Genomic DNA, 16,147 nt, shown 5'->3' with positions numbered 1-16,147 from the left:
TTTGTCGCCATAATATCGCCAGTACAATATTTGTATCCACAAGCATCTAGCCCGTCACTGACGTATTTTGCTAATGCTTCAAAATATTTACCGTGCTTTTCTTCTTGATAAGTATCATCAAGGATGATGGCGTTGTCTTGGTCTGTGACCAACAGTTGCTCATCTCGTCCCATAGAGCCAAGGGCGAGGAAGCAGTACGGATAGGAGGGGGACCAAGCGCTTCTTCGGCCATTTCCAATAAACGCTGTTTGAAGCTTCGTCCAATCACTGACATTGCACTGCCGACCATGTGAGAGTTGGCATCTTCATTGACCAGGCGCACGAAGCTACTGCTTACCTCTTCAGCAACCACGGCTAAATCTCAATGGTTTGTTGTTGGAAAATGCTGCTCACCAATAACAATGAGTTTTGCGATTCGTAACGGACGATGTCCGTTGTTTCGATAATGCCAATCGGTAGTTGATTTTTGACCACCGGAAGGTGATGCACGTTGTAGCGCAACATGGTCAGCATCGCCTCATAGATGTAGGCATTGTGGTCGAGAGACATTACCTCGGTCGTCATCACACTTGACACGTCGTCTTGCGGTGATAGCCCTTCTGCCAACACGCGTGTACACAAATCACGGTCGGTAATAATACCTAGTACAGGGGACTGAGGGTCGTCTTCATCACGAACAAAGTCAGGTTCTACGATGAGCAGGGCAGATACGTTATCATTTGCCATTAATTGAGCGGCTTGTTGTATCGTTTGACCGCGATCGATGGTATGTACATCGCCAGTTAGCAATGTTTTCACTTTCGATGTGGTAAGGTCGTTCGCATCTTTGTTTTCTGAAATAGCAAGTCGTAAGCGTGCGCTGTTTTCTACTTCAACAAAGTCTGCGAATGAGTCAAAGAATCGTAAATTTCTTGGAATACATCACCCGGGATACAATAGAGCAAAGAGTCTTCAATGGCTTTGACCGGAAAACGAACTTTGTTATTAGTTAGCATGCCCATCTGGCCAAATAGGTCACCTCATCAAGACGGTTGTAGAGCTCCCCTTTACGTCGATAAACTTCTACAACACCGCTCCTTACCACATAAAGATCCTGAATATAATCACCAAAATGATGATAGGTGTGTCTTGTCGATAGTACGATATTTCGACGCTTTCAGTCACTTTGTTCAGTGTTTCTTCTGGGAGTTCATTGAACGGGGGTACTTGGCGAGAAAGTTATATATCTCGAGAAGTTCTGCATCCATCAAGGTGCCTTTTGGTTCGCAAATAATAAAGCAATCTTAACTTAGTTTTAAAACAGAGTCTTATTCGATCCTTGTTTTTCATACTCAGTCGTAAGATTCTGACATACCGCACGGCAAGAAATCAGCACTTCAACTACTATGTAGACTCTCAAGTCTTAGCATCATATCGTGTTTAGATAGTTCTCATAAGTTTAGATAACTCTCATAAAAGGAAGTTGAATGGTGAGAAGTTTAGTGTTTGGGCTACTTTCAGTCTTACCTGTAGTGAGTAGCGCTTCAGCTGTAGATCAAGGTGAAAAATTTGGTTACGAGCACCTTCATCTTGATGTCGGTGCAGGCACCACAAACGAAGAATGGTTAGATAACTCTAACGCGACCACAGTTAATTTTGGCGGCAACTATTTATTTACCAATAATTGGTTGTTTAATGTTGATTATTCGGCACAGTTTTTTCATCCGGATGATTTTACACTCCGAATTGACCGTTTGTTAGTTGGTGGTGGTATCGTCAAGGTATTACTCCGCTATTCGATATCTACGGTACATACGGGGTCGGTGCAATCAAAGCCAAAGCAACCAATGATAAAACAGATAATACGTTATCTTCCGATAGTGAACTGCTCCAGGCTGTTACTGTAGGTGTCAACTACTTGTTGAGTGAGAAGCTCATCGCAACGGCAGAAGTGGAAGTAAATCGAAGTGATATCGTCGACGAAAATAACGTCAAGATCGGTTTAATTATCAGTGGCACGACGTTATCGGCAGTGGGCTTTTTTACCAATTTCGAGACACTGATTACAGCGGCGAAAGCTCGGACTACATTAATGAAGTGGGTTTGAGTTTAAAGTTCATTTATTAAGTCAAGATAAATAAAAAGGTCAGCACATGCTGACCTTTTGCTTCTTCTGATAATGGGTTTACGTCACTTAAAGAACTGCTGCAATCCCTTTACATAGTGGGCCCATATTTGATTTAGTCATGCCAGCAACGCTAATACGACCTGAGCCGACAATATAGATTGCGAACTCATCTTTAAGGAGATTAACTTGTTCTTTTGATAACCCAGAGAACGAGAACATGCCATTTTGACGCTCAATAAAGCTAAAGTCTGCGTCTACGCCTTCTGACTTAAGTGTCGCAACAAATAGCTCACGCATCTCTTGAATACGATCACGCATCTCTGCGACTTCTGCTTCCCATTCTGCACGTAGTGCTGGGTTGTTTAGAATGTGAGTCACAACTGCGCTACCGTGCGCTGGTGGGTTAGAGTAGATAGAACGAATGATCGCTTTTACTTGTGAGAAAGCCGTTGTTGCCACTTCTTCTGACTCTGCTACAAGCGTAAATGCGCCGACACGCTCATTGTACAAACCGAAGTTCTTTGAGAATGAGCTCGCTACGAGGATCTCTTTATTGTACTTAGCAAAAATACGCAGACCTGCAGCGTCTTCTTCTACGCCTTTAGCGAAACCTTGGTATGCAAAGTCGAACAGAGGTAGAAGGTTCTTCTCGGCTACCAACTTGGCCAGTGCTTCCCATTCTTCGGCTGTTGGGTCGATGCCTGTAGGGTTATGACAGCAGCCATGCAGAAGCACGATGTCGCCTTCCGTTGCCGCTTGTAAATCGCTTAGCATCGCATCAAAGTCTTTATCTTTGCTTTCTGCATTGTAGTAGCTGTATTGTGCAGTTTCGATACCTGCCGCAGCGAATACGCCATTGTGGTTCGCCCATGTTGGGTTGCTGATCCAGATTTTTACGTCGCCAAGCTGACGTTTAATGAATTCACCAGCAACGCGTAGTGCGCCAGTACCACCGGGTGCTTGTGCCGTTTTTGCACGCTTTTCTGCAACAATGTCAGCATCCGAACCGAACAACAGTTTTTGCACGGCTAAACCGTATTCTGCTGTCCCTTCAATAGTGAGGTAAGATTTGGTTGTTTCAGTCTCGATGAGTGCTGCTTCAGCTTTTTTGACAGTCGTAAGAACTGGTGTTTCACCTTGCTCGTTTTTGTAAATTCCTACGCCAAGGTTAATTTTCTCAGCACGAGTATCTTTTTTAAACTCTTCAGTCAGGCCAAGAATAGGGTCAGCCGGAGCGGCAACTACTTTTTCAAACATAATCTTCATCCATGTTAATCGAAGGGGTCTGGTGATATTTATACCTTTCAGCCATATTCGTTACAACCGTTCATGAAAAGAAAACCTGAAAAAATTGCGATTTGAAACGAAAATCTAACATAATTAGAGTTTTGCTATGAAAACGTCAGCTAGGCAAGGAATAAAAGTAATCGTTCACCAAGGTAACTTGACTCGATATTAACGGGGGGAACAGCCTATAGATCAAAGATGTTGGGGTACGGTCTCTTCGCCACAACAGCCGTGATGATCTCACTCAACACTGACATTGCCGACAAGCCACGTTTTTTGCAGGTTTCGATGAGGGTATGTATCCTACTGCGGAATTTATCGCCTGCATCCGAGGTCGTTCCGAAGCTGATTTTCCTTTGGATTACAAAACCTCTAATACATCGCTCAGCTTCATTATTGGTTAAGGGGATTGACACTATCTTGAGGAAAACCCACAAGCTCTCTCTATGTTTGAGCAGTAACTTGCATCGCCCCCGATATCGCTTGACCATGACATCAGTCCCTTTGCTCAACCAATGATCGAACGATTTCTGCAACCTACGCATTCTTCGTAAGTATAGCGCATAATTTAACTCATCTTGTTCATAACGATGCCGAGTATGGAAAATGGCGTTCGTCAGCAAACAAAGATGTCTGCCAATATAAGCGGTGTGGCCACCGCCACTATAATCCGCCATTTGCTGAAGGTTACGCTTCACATGTGCCCAACATAACTGATGACGGTCTGCGGCTATCCAGTTATAGCTAGGGCACTGGTCGCTGACCACAATGCCTGCATAGTCTTCATCAATGACCTTTTTCGCTGATGAGGTCGAGCGCGAATAAAGTATTTGCTCATAGACAAGGTCATCACTTGCCACTAACCAACACCAGCGAAGGCTTTGTTCATCATTTCTGTGATGAGAGGTCTCGTCAGCATGAATCAAAGGCGCTTTCTTTAATGCTTGTTTTATCGCTTGATGTAATGGCGTTAGCATTGAAGCGACTTTCGTTTGAGCTTCGCTGATCGCGCCAACTGAAAAGGTTGTGCCAAGCTGTTCTTTGAGAAGAGATTGGATTTTTCGAACACTGAGGTGATATTGCCCCGCAAGAACCCCAATGTAACTTAATAAGTTAGGCCCTATAATCCCTTGTGATGCATCGTCAGGCTTTTGAGCCTTGACGGCTTCTTTGCAGTGCCGACATTGACCTGAAAATAAACGGTATTCGGTGATATCGACAGTGGGCTTGGGAATATCAAAGACTTGGTGTCGGTAGTAAGGGCCGTCATGAACATCAATGTCAGACTGTTCGCAACAAGGACAACTATCAGGGAAGCAATCAATAATGATATCCGTGTCTTTTAACGGGGAAAGTTTTCGTTGATGCCCTGTGTGGCCTTTTTTAGCTCCTCTCGAATTGCGACCACCAGAGCTTTCATCTTTTTTCGCTCATGGCGATCTTTAGGACTGTCTGATGAGGGCGATTTTGAAGAGTTTTTGGAGCTAGTGGTAAGCTTATCTTCATAGTGCCTGAGCTGCTCCCACAGCTCATCAATAAGCACCTTAGCCTCATTCAGATCAGAGACTTTAGGTGGTGCGTCTTGGTATTTAGGAGCTTTTTTTCTAGTCATATAACTATGATGAAGCTCAAAAATGATCACTCAATACCTAAAGTGGGATCAAGTGCTAGAGGTCACAGTTTTTATGTCAATAGGGTTTGGTGAACACTTACAAGAATATAATTCTCGCTCCTGAGCTGGGTAAATGTAAGAGACAAAGTGCTCTTGAAGAGGTGATTTTTGGACAGAACTTCGTTCAAATAGGTAAAAGGCAACTCGCTATTGTTGGTTATCGTCAATTGAGAGAATCGACAAAAGAAAAGGCTACTAATAAATTCGGAAATGACTTAATTTCTCTTGGAGAAGCATACAAGATTTTCATAGCTGCTATTGCTAATTTATCGCTTATCTATACAGGATGGCGGTTAGAGGAAATTGTTAATAAAAATATTGGCATTAAGAGTGAAAATTTTAAGTTAGATACCATTTTTAACCTGACTGAAATATATAGATATATACAGAAGGAGGGAAAGGAAATTACAAACCGAGAGAAAGCAGTCGTGGGACCGTTTGTTGGTCATTTACTGAATTTACTAGATGAAGTAAATGAAAGAGTAGCAGTAAATTATGAACCAAATACGCCATTATTTTCCCCTAAATTAGCTAGTGTAGACTCTGCTAATACTAGCCTCGCAATTGAATATGCTGGATCAACAATGCAGCATAATCCTCTAAGGGCATTAGCTTTGGAAGAAGGCATCAAAATACCAACCCCTAAGCAATTACGTCGTTATTTTGCTGTTGCTTACTTTTATCAATTTGATAATCCTTACCTCTTAGCATTGTCAAAGCATTACGGACACGGTTCAATTGAAACGACCGAAATTTATGTCACAGATGCAGACTCTAGATCGATTGCTAAAGATATGAGAAATACCATTCCAGTTAAAATGCTCCCTTCTCGTTCCGATATGGACGATAGCCAATTTCGAAAAATTTTTAATGATGCTCGTGATAGTAAACTACGTGACCTAGTCAGTAAAGCGCTTGAAGAAAAGTCTCATGGCGGCTTTCAAGCAACATGTCGAGCGATGTTTAAAAAACTATACAGTGATGTAGAGTTTAAAGAACTGACGAAAGACGTTCAGGAGAAAGCAGCAGAAGATATTGCAGTTAATCTTAAAAATAAAGGGTATTCAGTCGAAGTATTCTATCATGCTAATTGTACCAATTCGGAAAAAATTGCCAATTATTCTGATGGTAATTGCGTTAATAAGACTACTGGCGATATTGAGAGACAGCATGCGGAAGCCACCTTATGTAAAGGCTGTGCATTTCATGACGTACAGACGCAACATATTGAGAATCTGAAAGTTGAACGTGACCGATTAAATGAAGAGTTAGACGATAGCTTTGACTTAAATGAGGTTTTTGGAGGTGGAAAAACGCTTCTAGAAATCAAACAAATTAAACAGAGTGTCAGTGAATTAGATCGAATTATTGAACTATATGAACAGGAGTCAAACATTGTGTAAAGTCAATTGCCGAGAAGAGCATGCTCGTGAAAATATTGTTAACAAAATAAATTTGATAAAGAACTGGTCTTCTAATGGTATCCCCATTAAAAAAGATGCCGATGGAAATGAGCTTTATATTAAAGGCGTTCCTCGTTTATATCGTATACCCGTAACGAAGGATGCCTTTAGGCGATGGAAAGACGTAAATTATCAAATTAGTTCAACCAATGATACTACATTTAAAAATTTTTTTAACACATCATCTAATGACTTCACTCTAACTCAATTAGAGTCAGAATTGAAAAAGCTGAAATTAAAATTTGAAGACCAATTATCGATATTTACTAAGTCAGGAAAGAAAGCTTTAGAGGAAAAAATTGCAAACCAAAATAAATTAATTAAAGTTCAAAATGATGAAATAGCTGACTTGATACTAGAACAATCAGAATTAAAAGGACAAATTTCAGATATCATGGAGCAAATACGTGATATTGAAATCTTCTTTGAAGCGAAGATCACAGCAAAAGATAAGGAGATCAAGAGACTCAACGACACACTTGGGCGTTTTCGTTCTTTGAAGGAGGTGCCGAATGGCTAAGACAAATGTAGAACGCGGCAAAGAAAATGCTCAAACACTACGTCAATACATAGAACAGAATGATACATTCCCCCTTTACCAAGGACGCTTAAATAAGCGCAAGCTGGTACTTGAACTTGGTTTGGGTGAAGCAGCTTTACAAAATGAAGATATAAAAGAACAACTAAATCAACTTGCAGTAAAGATTGCACAAGGAAATAGTAAAAAGTTACATCAGAGAAGAATTGGTGATGATAACAGTCATACAATTAGCCAGTTGCGTAAGTTGGTTGATTCACTTACGAAAAAGTTAGCATTATCAGAAGCTAAGTTAGATGAATACCGCCGTGCAGAAATCAGTCACTCTCACTTAATCAAAACAGGTAAGTTCATCCGACAAAAACCAGAATCTGAGGAATAGTGATGAAACAAAAGCTTTTTGTTGCTACAGGAGAACTTGAACAATGCGAAGGTACTGTTGAATCGATTCCATTTAGTCACGACGATTCGTATATTTTAAGACTTCGTCTTAATGATAATTCAAAAATTTCCGCTGTTATCGATTATGGACTGCTACTTGGTCCACCCATAGTTGTCGGCGAACACCTTAAACTTAAAGGTGAGTTCAAGTACAGCATGCAATTTGGTGATCAGCTTTATACTGTTGAAGTAAATCGTAAAACAATAAATAGCAGCAGTAATCTTGTTAAAGAATGGATTGCTCGGGACAGAAATATTCCTGGTGTCGGCATTGCCTCGGCACAGAAACTCGTAAGTACGTACGGAAATAAACTAATCGGCATACTAAATAGGCAAGATGTTGAACAAATTATGTCCGATACAGGTATCCATCCAACAAAAATTATCACTTTAATCGCTGCATGGAAGAAATATGATCAGGAACTAAGGACAATCAACTACTTAGTTGAAAAGCAGTTTCCTTATGCTCTTTCCAAAAAATGTATTAGTGCATGGGGTGATAATTGTAGAGAAATTTTAGAACGTGACCCTTACTACTTAAGTGCTTTTCTGCCTTTTGAAAAGCTAGACACTTTTGTGCAGACAAACTGGAATATCTGTAAAAATGACCAAAGAAGGTTAGTGGCTTGCGCTGAAGATATTTTGTACCGAAGCTACCAAGAAGGTGGGAATACAGCAATGTCTGCTAATGATCTTGACACAAAATTACGACAGAAAACTAAATACGGTATCGATACAATCACAGATAGCCAAGATGCATTCTATGTACATGAAAATGGCCTCGTACAATCTACAGGTGCATTTATTATGGAGTCTTACGTTGAACTTCGGCTAAATGAAATTGCAAGAACTCGTTTGTTTCCTCGTACATTTTCGGAAGAAAAACTTGAGTATTATCAACACTATTCTGGTTTTCCATTACACGCGAACCAGATAAATGCGATAAAAAACTCTGTGATTAATCCTGTGAGTATTATTCAAGGTGGCGCTGGAACAGGGAAGACAACTGTTATTGAAGCTATTATCGAGCAATACAGAGACACTGAACGGGAAGTTGTTTTGTTAGCACCGACTGGTAAGGCCGCGTTACGCATGCGAGAAGCCACAGGGAGGAACTCACAGACCATTTGTAAATTTGTTAGTGAGACAACTCGCTTTGGTCGAACTAGCCACTATCAAGGAGCCATTATCATAGTCGATGAATCTAGTATGATAGATCTACCGACCATGTATTCTTTGTTGTCGAGTATACCAAACAACATCAACTTAATCATGGTAGGTGATAATCGACAGCTCCCGCCTATAGGAGCTGGTTTAGTTTTCCAACTTTTGGTGAAACAAAATTGGATACCGCAAGCTAAACTGACTGTTACTCAGCGGCAGAAACTAACAGCGGGTATTCCTGATATGGCTCAAAAAATCTTGGATTACGAAGTACCTGAGTTTGAGCCGATGAAAAAAATTATGTTTGAGGGGGTTAGTTTCAAGCATGATTCTGATTTACAAAGCACGATTACTAATGCAGCGAAACTCTATGTAGCCATTCATTCTAGAATTGGTGACTCGATTAATTATGATTTGCAGTTGATTGCTGACACGAAAGCCACGGTAGCAGAGCTAAACAAGGAAGTTCAGAATATGCTTAATCCAATTTCTGGTGATGATTACGTTACGAAAGCGATTTATCAGCCTGATAAGACGATGTTTGTGGCTGGAGATAAAGTTGTATTTAATGAAAATAATTATGAGAAGAATTTGACTAATGGCGTTGTTGGAACAGTTTTAGAAGTATACCCTCAAGGTAAATTCTATGGGGTTTCAGGAGAAGTGGTCAAGTATGCGATAAAGATTAAATTTGAAGATATTGAAGATGATGTGTACTTAACTGAAACCGAATTTTATACACAAAAAATAAGCCTTGCTTACGCTGTTACTGCGCATAAAAGTCAAGGAAGTCAATTTCACACAACTATTATTGTCGCTAACTCCACATATTTGGTTGATAATTCTTGGATATATACAGCTATTACTCGTGCTAAACATGCATGTTATCTACTGGGAGATGAGGAAGTTTTTAGAAATGGAATAAAGACTGAAACACAGGCTTTAAAACGATTGACAGGAGTTGCTTTTGCTAAACATCATTAAAAATAACTCTTCTACATTATCTTCGAACTCATGTATTCGGGTTATTTACTCTAGGAAATCAGGCCGCGATTATCCCATTTTTTATGGTGAAGATCATCGGGTGATACGTGATGTTACGTTTACAGTGCTTGCTCTGTTTCCAGATGGAGTTTCAATTGATTCATCAAGTCATGACCGAAATTGGATTTATGAAATTAAGCGGTTTTTATCCTATTTAATGGAGAATGATATACCTCTAGCAAGATGTAATGACAAGGTGTTGGAACTATATCGAGGTATAATGTTAGTGAAAGCCATAAAGAGTAAAAGTGGCAAGGCTAATGAATATAAAGCGAAACGAAGCGTTAATGTTTATTTAACATATATATACAAGTTTATCGCAAAGTACTATGAATTAGATCGAGTGGCTAGGCCTTTTTTGATTGGCTGTACAGATGACCATAGAATTAAATCAGGGATGTTTAACCATGAGGGAACAAGGCTCGATAGCTCTAATAAAGACAAAGAGCTAAAATTCTATCCTCTACTATTCAAGATTGCGAATGCATCGTCAACCCTCAACCCTCAAGATATACCTACTGATGCTGAATATTTCGAATTGTTAGAATGTATTGATGAAACAGCGAAATCTTCATTTGTTAAAAATAGAGACAAACTGCTTGTAAATATTGCTAGACATAGTGCATTCAGACGAATCAGTTTGAATAGCTTAAATGCTTCAGATTTTACTGACAATGTTATCCATCAAGCTGAGTCTGACGGCACTGCTCCCATCACTCCTAAAAAGCAAAAGTTCGGATATGGTAAGTCATTCGATCTTGATTATTCACTGCTTTTACAAATTCAATCTTACATTAACCATTCGTTGAAGCCTTATTTGGAATCAAAAGAATTATTGGCTAGTTGGGATGGCGCACTCTTTGTTAATACTACTGATGGTTGCAGAATGACGAAGAGGTATATGACACAAGCTATATCGAAATACTGCCGTAAATTGGGCTGGAAAAAAGGGAAAGTTATACATGCACTCAGGCACTTATTCGCGTCTAGTGAGTTTGAAGATGAGTATGAAAAGCAACTCCAAATTGGTGATAAAGATCCAAGTAGAGCAATGCGAGCTGCTAAAGTTCATTTGAAAAACAAGCTCGGGCATAATAGTCTTGCATCACAAGAAGCTTATCTAGTCTCGGCTAGGCTTCGTGAATCTAAAGCGTTTGAACAGAAAAAGCATGAAGCGGAAAAAGTTGAAGTTGCTTACCGAGCCAAACAGCAAAGAGAGCACCAAGAGGTTGAGAGCAAGCTGGAATTGTTAAAGAATAATCCTCATTTAGATATAGACTTTTTTTAAGAGAACGTTATATGAAAAAACACCTGCTAATAAAGCTTCTTTTCTGACGGTTGTAACTTGCTCATGTAACGCTAGTTAACTTCTCTTTTGGCAAGGAAATTGGTGCGTTGATTAAGTTATTGATTATACTTATTTATTGGTGTACATCGTCTACTTTAATCATTTCCTCAATATGATTTGGATCTTCAGAAGGTAAGAGATCGTGTATTGAGCAGTCTAAGTGGGCAGCCAATATGTAAACCTTTTCCAATGTTATTCTCTGTTCACTCCGCTCCAGTATGCCGACTAACTTCTTGTTAAAACCGCACGCTAAACTAAGTTTCTCTTGGGAAATTTTTTTTATGGTTCTCTGGGTATGTAGCTTTTTTGCAAACTCGCGCACTATCTTATTCATTTTTATGGATTTTAATTTTTAGATACTTCGAGATGAAGTTGTTTTCAGATTTACCTCCTTTTTCCTACGTTGATCTTTCTATTTCAACCCATTATATTGGGTTAATGGTAGTTTGCTAAGGCATCCCCAATGACTGTACGATTAAGAGAACCATTCTTTAGTATTTACAACTCCCTAGAGAGTGATGAGAAGATCACACTTAACGACTTCGTTTCACGTATGAAGCAAATCGATATAGGTTACGAAAAGTTTGATGAAAAAGAATTGAGAAAAATTGCTTATCGACAAATATGTCGGTTGAGAGAAGAGGAACTACTTATACAGCTATCCCCGAAATGGGATCAAAACCCTGAATTTGTGAAAATATGGAATCAAAACACTTCCATTGTACCAATGTCAGGGTGCCGTATTAGCCCTTTTACTTCTAAAAATGGCAGTGAAGATGAATTTTCTGAGGTGCTTGAACATGTACAAGCTCAGATTGACTCTGTACAGACCAAAAAAACAGAACTAGCAGGAGAGGCAGAAGCATATAGAAAATTGAGTGAATGCTTTCCAAGAATTCAAAATGTCATCGCAGAACGAACACGAACGTTAAACTTTGAAACGGCGAAGCTAAATGGAATGCTGAATGCCCTTACGCTAACAATCGACACTCTCCGTTCAGAATCAAATAGGATGTAGCGTGTGACTGTTACAAAGATCAGGAGTTAATTTGTACAACTCCATACTTTACGCATATGCCGCAAACAACAATATGCTCGTGGGGCAGTTTATCCAACAATCGAAGACTAACTGGTCATTTTCATATTCTGACGAATGGTTAGCATATGATACAGCCTTCCCGATCTCGTTAAGCCTGCCACTAAGAAAGGGAGAGATTTCATCATTTAATGCATTGAACTTTACGCATAATCTTCTTCCTGATTCAATGGAAGAACGATTTAGTCTTGCTCACTCGGTCGGAGTGCAATCCCAAAATGCACTAAGTTTACTCTCCAAAATTGGTCACGATTGCACTGGTGGTGTTTCATTTTCAGGAAGCAAGGAACCTCCAAACACTGAATGGCAATATCGAGAAATCTCGACAAATGAATTAGATCAACTCATTACGCTACGTAAATCATTTCTCCCATTCTTTGGAAACTATCGACCTTGTATTTCGGGGACACAGCGAAAAACAACGTTGACTAAGTTGAATGGTAAATGGTACGTGCCTCAAGGGAAATCACTGAGTAGCCACATCGTTAAATATCCAATGGATGTGATTGCACAAAGCAATTCGGTACTAGATATGAGCAGCAGCATTGAGAATGAATTCATCTGTACTCAAATTGCCAAGGAACTTGGTTTTAACGTTCCCAATATAGAGATAATAGAGACTGAATCAGGAGCTAAAGCTCTTGCTGTGGAAAGGTTCGACCGATGTTTTGGCGAAGGAGTTGTGTCTCGTAGACACCAAGAAGATTTCTGCCAAATTTTCGGTGTGCCTGAACTAAAAAAATATCAATCGGAGAGCAACCAAGGAGTCTCCAAAATTGTTGATGTTTTGAGTCTCTCTGCGGAAAGTAAGGCGAACAATCATGACTTTTTTAAGTTCTTGGTTTTACAGTATCTTCTTGGTGCGACAGATGGTCATCTCAAGAATTTTTCTGTGCATATCGATTCAAATGGATGCTATCAACTAACGCCGTTTTACGATCTTTTGTCGGCTTACCCCGCTATCGGTAAGAGAGGCTTAAATAAGCGAAAACTAAAGTTAGCAATAGGACTGAAAGCATCGAGAGGATACAAATACCATATCAACAAAATTCTCTTTCGGCACATAGAGCAGACAGCGAGTCAGGTCGGTATCAGTAAGGTGGAATGCCTCGAAATCATCTCATATTTTCTCTCTCAATTTGGTAACGCACTTAGCTCTATAGATAAACAATTTCCAGGGGAAGAGTTCATGTTAGTAAAGGACGCGATATTTCAACATTCCATTGAAACCGTCGAAAAGTTAAACAGAACAATCAAGTAAACATCTTGGGTAACAATTGTTGCCCTTTTTGTAAGCATACTCGCTAGCGATGAGGGGAAAATGGCTGACACCACGACTAACGCCAGTAACTCGACTCTTGATTTGAGGCAGTCTTTCGCGCTGTTAAGTGTCGATAAGAACGGTATCGTAACCATGAAATTCGGTGATGAAGTAACGGTTTTTATGAACGATAAATGTCCAGCAATCGCGGCAGATTTGTTAAAAGTGATTGCGTCAATAAAAAGCGGGAGTAGCTAACAGAACGTTCTTGTGAGAATCAGAACATTGTTCACTTTCTAGACCTGCTTGTAAAAGACATAGCACAGCATATAGGAGTGAGGATGGTATGAAGGCAAGAATCGGCATTTTATCAGAAGAGCTTGCCCGTAAGCGCATGATTCGCATTACCTGTATTAGCATTACCTGTATTAGCATTACAAATCACATTAGCACAAATAAAACTTAGGAAAAGCCGCTTAAACAGTGGCTTTTTTCATTTGCAACTAATAACTGGAATGTGCTTCCAATTAGTTGTGTATTGAGGACTTAAAAGATCTCTTCTCATTTCCCACTTCTTTTGTGTGCCTTGTGAACCGAGAAACACAGTATCACGCCCATACTTATCATTCAGAGTGTCAAACACACTCATAAGCTTTTCGTTGTTAGGCTCTGGGTTGAATAAACCAGATTGTTCATTTTTCCCGTAAACCACATCCAAAAGCGCTACAACTAGATATAGCGAATTATGTATTGTTACTCGCAAGTTAAGTGCGTAGGAATTGATCATGTATAAATTGTGGTTAATTGTGCTTCCATCTTGTGGCATGTGTGGTTAATTATGTGTGATTTGTGTAAGCCCTGTATTGGTGTTATCAATGAAAAGTTTATTGGACATAGACAGAAAGGGAAATATAAGCAAGAGGTATTCCAAGAATTAGGGCAGTTTTTAGAAGTTTCCGCAAAAATAGCAGATAGATCGGATATTAATGTTCGTTCTTTTTTGCACTGGGTTAAACCAGCAATCCTTCATGATCAATATTTTTTATTGAAAAATGAAGGGGATTTAGAACCTTTCGGTTATGTTTTATGGGCTTGGGTAAGTAAGAAAACATTAAATAAATACCTTACTCAGAAACGTTTTGCTCTTCATCCAATGTGTTGGAATGAAGGAGAACATCTAATAATTGTAGATCTTGCTATTACTGATAATACAATGTCTAAATCTGTTGTTCGAAGTCTATATCAAAAAGCTAGAAAAGACGCAAATGTTTCTTTTAAACAAATCAATATTTGTATTCGAGATAATTATGGTTTAATCACTAAACATAATAGGAAATATTCTTATGTTTAATAATGTGACTGAAGTAACTACGTCAAAATGTGATGTTTTTAATAAAAAGTTACCTACTATTTCATTTGTACCTTTTGAGTGTAGAAGATTAAAAGGTGCGGAAGTTGTTTGGTTAAACAAAGAACTTTTGCGTCTTTATGGTATTTCAGGGCAAATTGAAGAAATAGAAAACCTGTTACTAGATGAATTTGCCTATGTTTCGGATGGCTATACAGAAGATTACCGACTTTTGGGTGAGCGGCGTAAGGTTTTCTGGGCTGATCGATATGGATCACGACATGAAGTATGTAATGGCGGGAGCGCTAGATGTGGATTTGATGGTGCTTTCCAAGTCAAAGGGATTGGTATAACCCCTTTACTAGCCCAGAACATGAGCGAATCACATTCTACTGGTAAGTTGTTTTTAGATGAAGCTATATCAGAAGCTATTTGGGGTGAAATATGCCAAAAACATCTACCTTTAGGAGCAATTAGAACAGTCGCAATTATCAAAACCAATGTAGAGCAAGAATTTCTATATTTAGATGACAAACCTAAAAAACCTTGTGCTTTAGCCATTAGAGAATTCGCTATTCGTCCTGCTCATTTTGAGAGAGCCACTTTTTTTTGGCCTTCTTATGACAATAAAAAGTTGCGATTAAATGATGCAAATAGAGTAAGAGAAGCGATTAAGTACCTGAACATCGCATCTGAGGTCGGTAACGAAGAGCTTTCTACAAAAGACGAGCTATTGACTTGTTTGGATTCACTAATCTCCAAAATAGCCAAACAAATAGCATATTCAAGAATCAAAGGGATACCACATGGATCTTTGACAAGTTCAAATATTGGAATTGATGGTCGGTTTTTAGATTTCGGAACGATAACAGCAGTGCCTGATTTCGGGAACTATGTGCTTGCCGATGGAGTTGGAGCCGTTTGGGATGATCACCTCCTTATTACTAATTGGTTACAAAACATAATAACAACGTTGAATAACTACACGACATTTGAGGACTCTATTTCCAAAACCGAAGAAAAAAGACTGATAGATCAGTTTCTTAATCATCTCAATTATCATGAAAATTTCGCCTTACTTGATGAGTTAGGGGTGGAGGAAAAAGACGCTGAAAATTTAAAGTTAGCGTTTAAATTGAAAGAATCATTCGTTTCGCTTCATAGAAGAGTTCTAGGTGATTTTAATGCAGATGATTTTATAGAAACTATTGTTAGGTCTGCAAAAGAAGAAGGGCTAAAAGTCGGAGACATAAGTTTTAAACTTAGAAAGTTTAAATATTCATCATTTAAGATACTTAACGATAAAAATGTTATTAAGTCAGGTTATACGAAATGTTCTGTAAATGAATTAATTGAATATTATTGTAAAGGTTAAATT

Annotated in this window: 13 protein-coding genes and 2 pseudogenes; 11 read left to right on the top strand and 4 right to left on the bottom strand. The window is 39.1% G+C overall.

The window, feature by feature from the left end:
* Window positions 1-1,247, bottom strand: a pseudogene (locus tag ATG66_RS14115) (DUF294 nucleotidyltransferase-like domain-containing protein); the annotation flags it as partial.
* 219 nt (window positions 1,248-1,466) lie between these two features.
* On the opposite strand from ATG66_RS14115, the pseudogene ATG66_RS14110 reads away from it, so the two are divergent.
* A pseudogene (locus ATG66_RS14110) lies at window positions 1,467-2,106 on the top strand (outer membrane beta-barrel protein).
* Window positions 2,107-2,173: 67 nt separating this feature from the next.
* Here ATG66_RS14110 and ATG66_RS14105 read toward each other — a convergent pair.
* Window positions 2,174-3,364 carry an amino acid aminotransferase gene (locus tag ATG66_RS14105; protein ID WP_098415812.1) on the bottom strand — a complete coding sequence of 397 codons (1,191 nt, stop codon included), beginning with the start codon at window positions 3,362-3,364 and terminating at the stop codon, window positions 2,174-2,176.
* 215 nt (window positions 3,365-3,579) lie between these two features.
* A protein-coding gene (gene tnpC / locus ATG66_RS14100; RefSeq protein ID WP_098414497.1) for an IS66 family transposase occupies window positions 3,580-5,006 on the bottom strand; the annotation gives its coding sequence in 2 pieces (ribosomal slippage) (window positions 3,580-4,814 and window positions 4,814-5,006; 1,428 coding nt in all).
* Between the two features lie 89 nt (window positions 5,007-5,095).
* Between tnpC and ATG66_RS14095 the strand changes: the two genes are divergently transcribed.
* From ATG66_RS14095 to ATG66_RS14055, 8 genes are all read left to right on the top strand, one after another.
* The gene (locus ATG66_RS14095) at window positions 5,096-6,469 is read left to right on the top strand and encodes a site-specific integrase (protein ID WP_098415858.1); all 1,374 of its coding nucleotides are present in this window, start codon (window positions 5,096-5,098) and stop codon (window positions 6,467-6,469) included.
* On the top strand, window positions 6,462-7,049 hold the full coding sequence (locus ATG66_RS14090) for a hypothetical protein (protein ID WP_098415857.1): 588 nt from the start codon (window positions 6,462-6,464) through the stop codon (window positions 7,047-7,049). Before ATG66_RS14095 ends, ATG66_RS14090 begins: the two co-directional genes overlap by 8 nt.
* Window positions 7,042-7,449: a hypothetical protein gene (locus tag ATG66_RS14085; protein WP_098415856.1), complete on the top strand. Its 408-nt coding sequence runs from the start codon at window positions 7,042-7,044 to the stop codon at window positions 7,447-7,449. The genes ATG66_RS14090 and ATG66_RS14085 overlap by 8 nt, the downstream gene beginning before the upstream one ends.
* 2 nt (window positions 7,450-7,451) lie before the next feature.
* Window positions 7,452-9,656 carry an AAA family ATPase gene (locus ATG66_RS14080; RefSeq protein WP_098415855.1) on the top strand — a complete coding sequence of 735 codons (2,205 nt, stop codon included), beginning with the start codon at window positions 7,452-7,454 and terminating at the stop codon, window positions 9,654-9,656.
* On the top strand, window positions 9,640-11,004 hold the full coding sequence (locus ATG66_RS14075) for a site-specific integrase (protein WP_143699703.1): 1,365 nt from the start codon (window positions 9,640-9,642) through the stop codon (window positions 11,002-11,004). Before ATG66_RS14080 ends, ATG66_RS14075 begins: the two co-directional genes overlap by 17 nt.
* A 523-nt stretch (window positions 11,005-11,527) precedes the next feature.
* The gene (locus ATG66_RS14065) at window positions 11,528-12,082 is read left to right on the top strand and encodes a hypothetical protein (protein WP_098415852.1); all 555 of its coding nucleotides are present in this window, start codon (window positions 11,528-11,530) and stop codon (window positions 12,080-12,082) included.
* Window positions 12,083-12,113: 31 nt separating this feature from the next.
* Window positions 12,114-13,421, top strand: a complete 1,308-nt coding sequence (locus tag ATG66_RS14060) for a HipA domain-containing protein (RefSeq protein ID WP_257145746.1) — start codon at window positions 12,114-12,116, stop codon at window positions 13,419-13,421.
* A gap of 60 nt (window positions 13,422-13,481) precedes the next feature.
* Window positions 13,482-13,679: a hypothetical protein gene (locus tag ATG66_RS14055; protein WP_098415851.1), complete on the top strand. Its 198-nt coding sequence runs from the start codon at window positions 13,482-13,484 to the stop codon at window positions 13,677-13,679.
* Between the two features lie 235 nt (window positions 13,680-13,914).
* Here ATG66_RS14055 and ATG66_RS14050 read toward each other — a convergent pair whose 3' ends face one another.
* Window positions 13,915-14,070 carry a DUF4113 domain-containing protein gene (locus ATG66_RS14050; RefSeq protein WP_257145754.1) on the bottom strand — a complete coding sequence of 52 codons (156 nt, stop codon included), beginning with the start codon at window positions 14,068-14,070 and terminating at the stop codon, window positions 13,915-13,917.
* A 189-nt stretch (window positions 14,071-14,259) separates the two neighbouring features.
* Between ATG66_RS14050 and ATG66_RS14045 the strand changes: the two genes are divergently transcribed.
* Together ATG66_RS14045 and ATG66_RS14040 are read left to right on the top strand one after the other, a co-directional pair.
* On the top strand, window positions 14,260-14,772 hold the full coding sequence (locus tag ATG66_RS14045) for a toxin-activating lysine-acyltransferase (protein ID WP_098415850.1): 513 nt from the start codon (window positions 14,260-14,262) through the stop codon (window positions 14,770-14,772).
* Window positions 14,765-16,144, top strand: a complete 1,380-nt coding sequence (locus tag ATG66_RS14040; protein ID WP_098415849.1) for a protein adenylyltransferase SelO family protein — start codon at window positions 14,765-14,767, stop codon at window positions 16,142-16,144. Before ATG66_RS14045 ends, ATG66_RS14040 begins: the two co-directional genes overlap by 8 nt.
* Window positions 16,145-16,147: the final 3 nt, after the last annotated feature.

The organism is Vibrio sp. ES.051 (assembly GCF_002563795.1).
GTDB lineage: Bacteria > Pseudomonadota > Gammaproteobacteria > Enterobacterales > Vibrionaceae > Vibrio.
The sequence above is the reverse complement of the archived record's forward strand: the minus strand, read 5'-3'. Positions and strand labels throughout refer to the sequence as shown.

Coding starts and splice junctions, on each gene's coding strand:
- ATG66_RS14050 (WP_257145754.1), bottom strand. CDS start 14,070: ATGAGTGTGTTTGACACTCTGAATGATAAGTATGGGCGTGATACTGTG.
- ATG66_RS14105 (WP_098415812.1), bottom strand. CDS start 3,364: ATGTTTGAAAAAGTAGTTGCCGCTCCGGCTGACCCTATTCTTGGCCTG.
- ATG66_RS14085 (WP_098415856.1), top strand. CDS start 7,042: ATGGCTAAGACAAATGTAGAACGCGGCAAAGAAAATGCTCAAACACTA.
- ATG66_RS14080 (WP_098415855.1), top strand. CDS start 7,452: ATGAAACAAAAGCTTTTTGTTGCTACAGGAGAACTTGAACAATGCGAA.
- ATG66_RS14040 (WP_098415849.1), top strand. CDS start 14,765: ATGTTTAATAATGTGACTGAAGTAACTACGTCAAAATGTGATGTTTTT.
- ATG66_RS14065 (WP_098415852.1), top strand. CDS start 11,528: ATGACTGTACGATTAAGAGAACCATTCTTTAGTATTTACAACTCCCTA.
- ATG66_RS14045 (WP_098415850.1), top strand. CDS start 14,260: ATGTGTGATTTGTGTAAGCCCTGTATTGGTGTTATCAATGAAAAGTTT.
- ATG66_RS14055 (WP_098415851.1), top strand. CDS start 13,482: ATGGCTGACACCACGACTAACGCCAGTAACTCGACTCTTGATTTGAGG.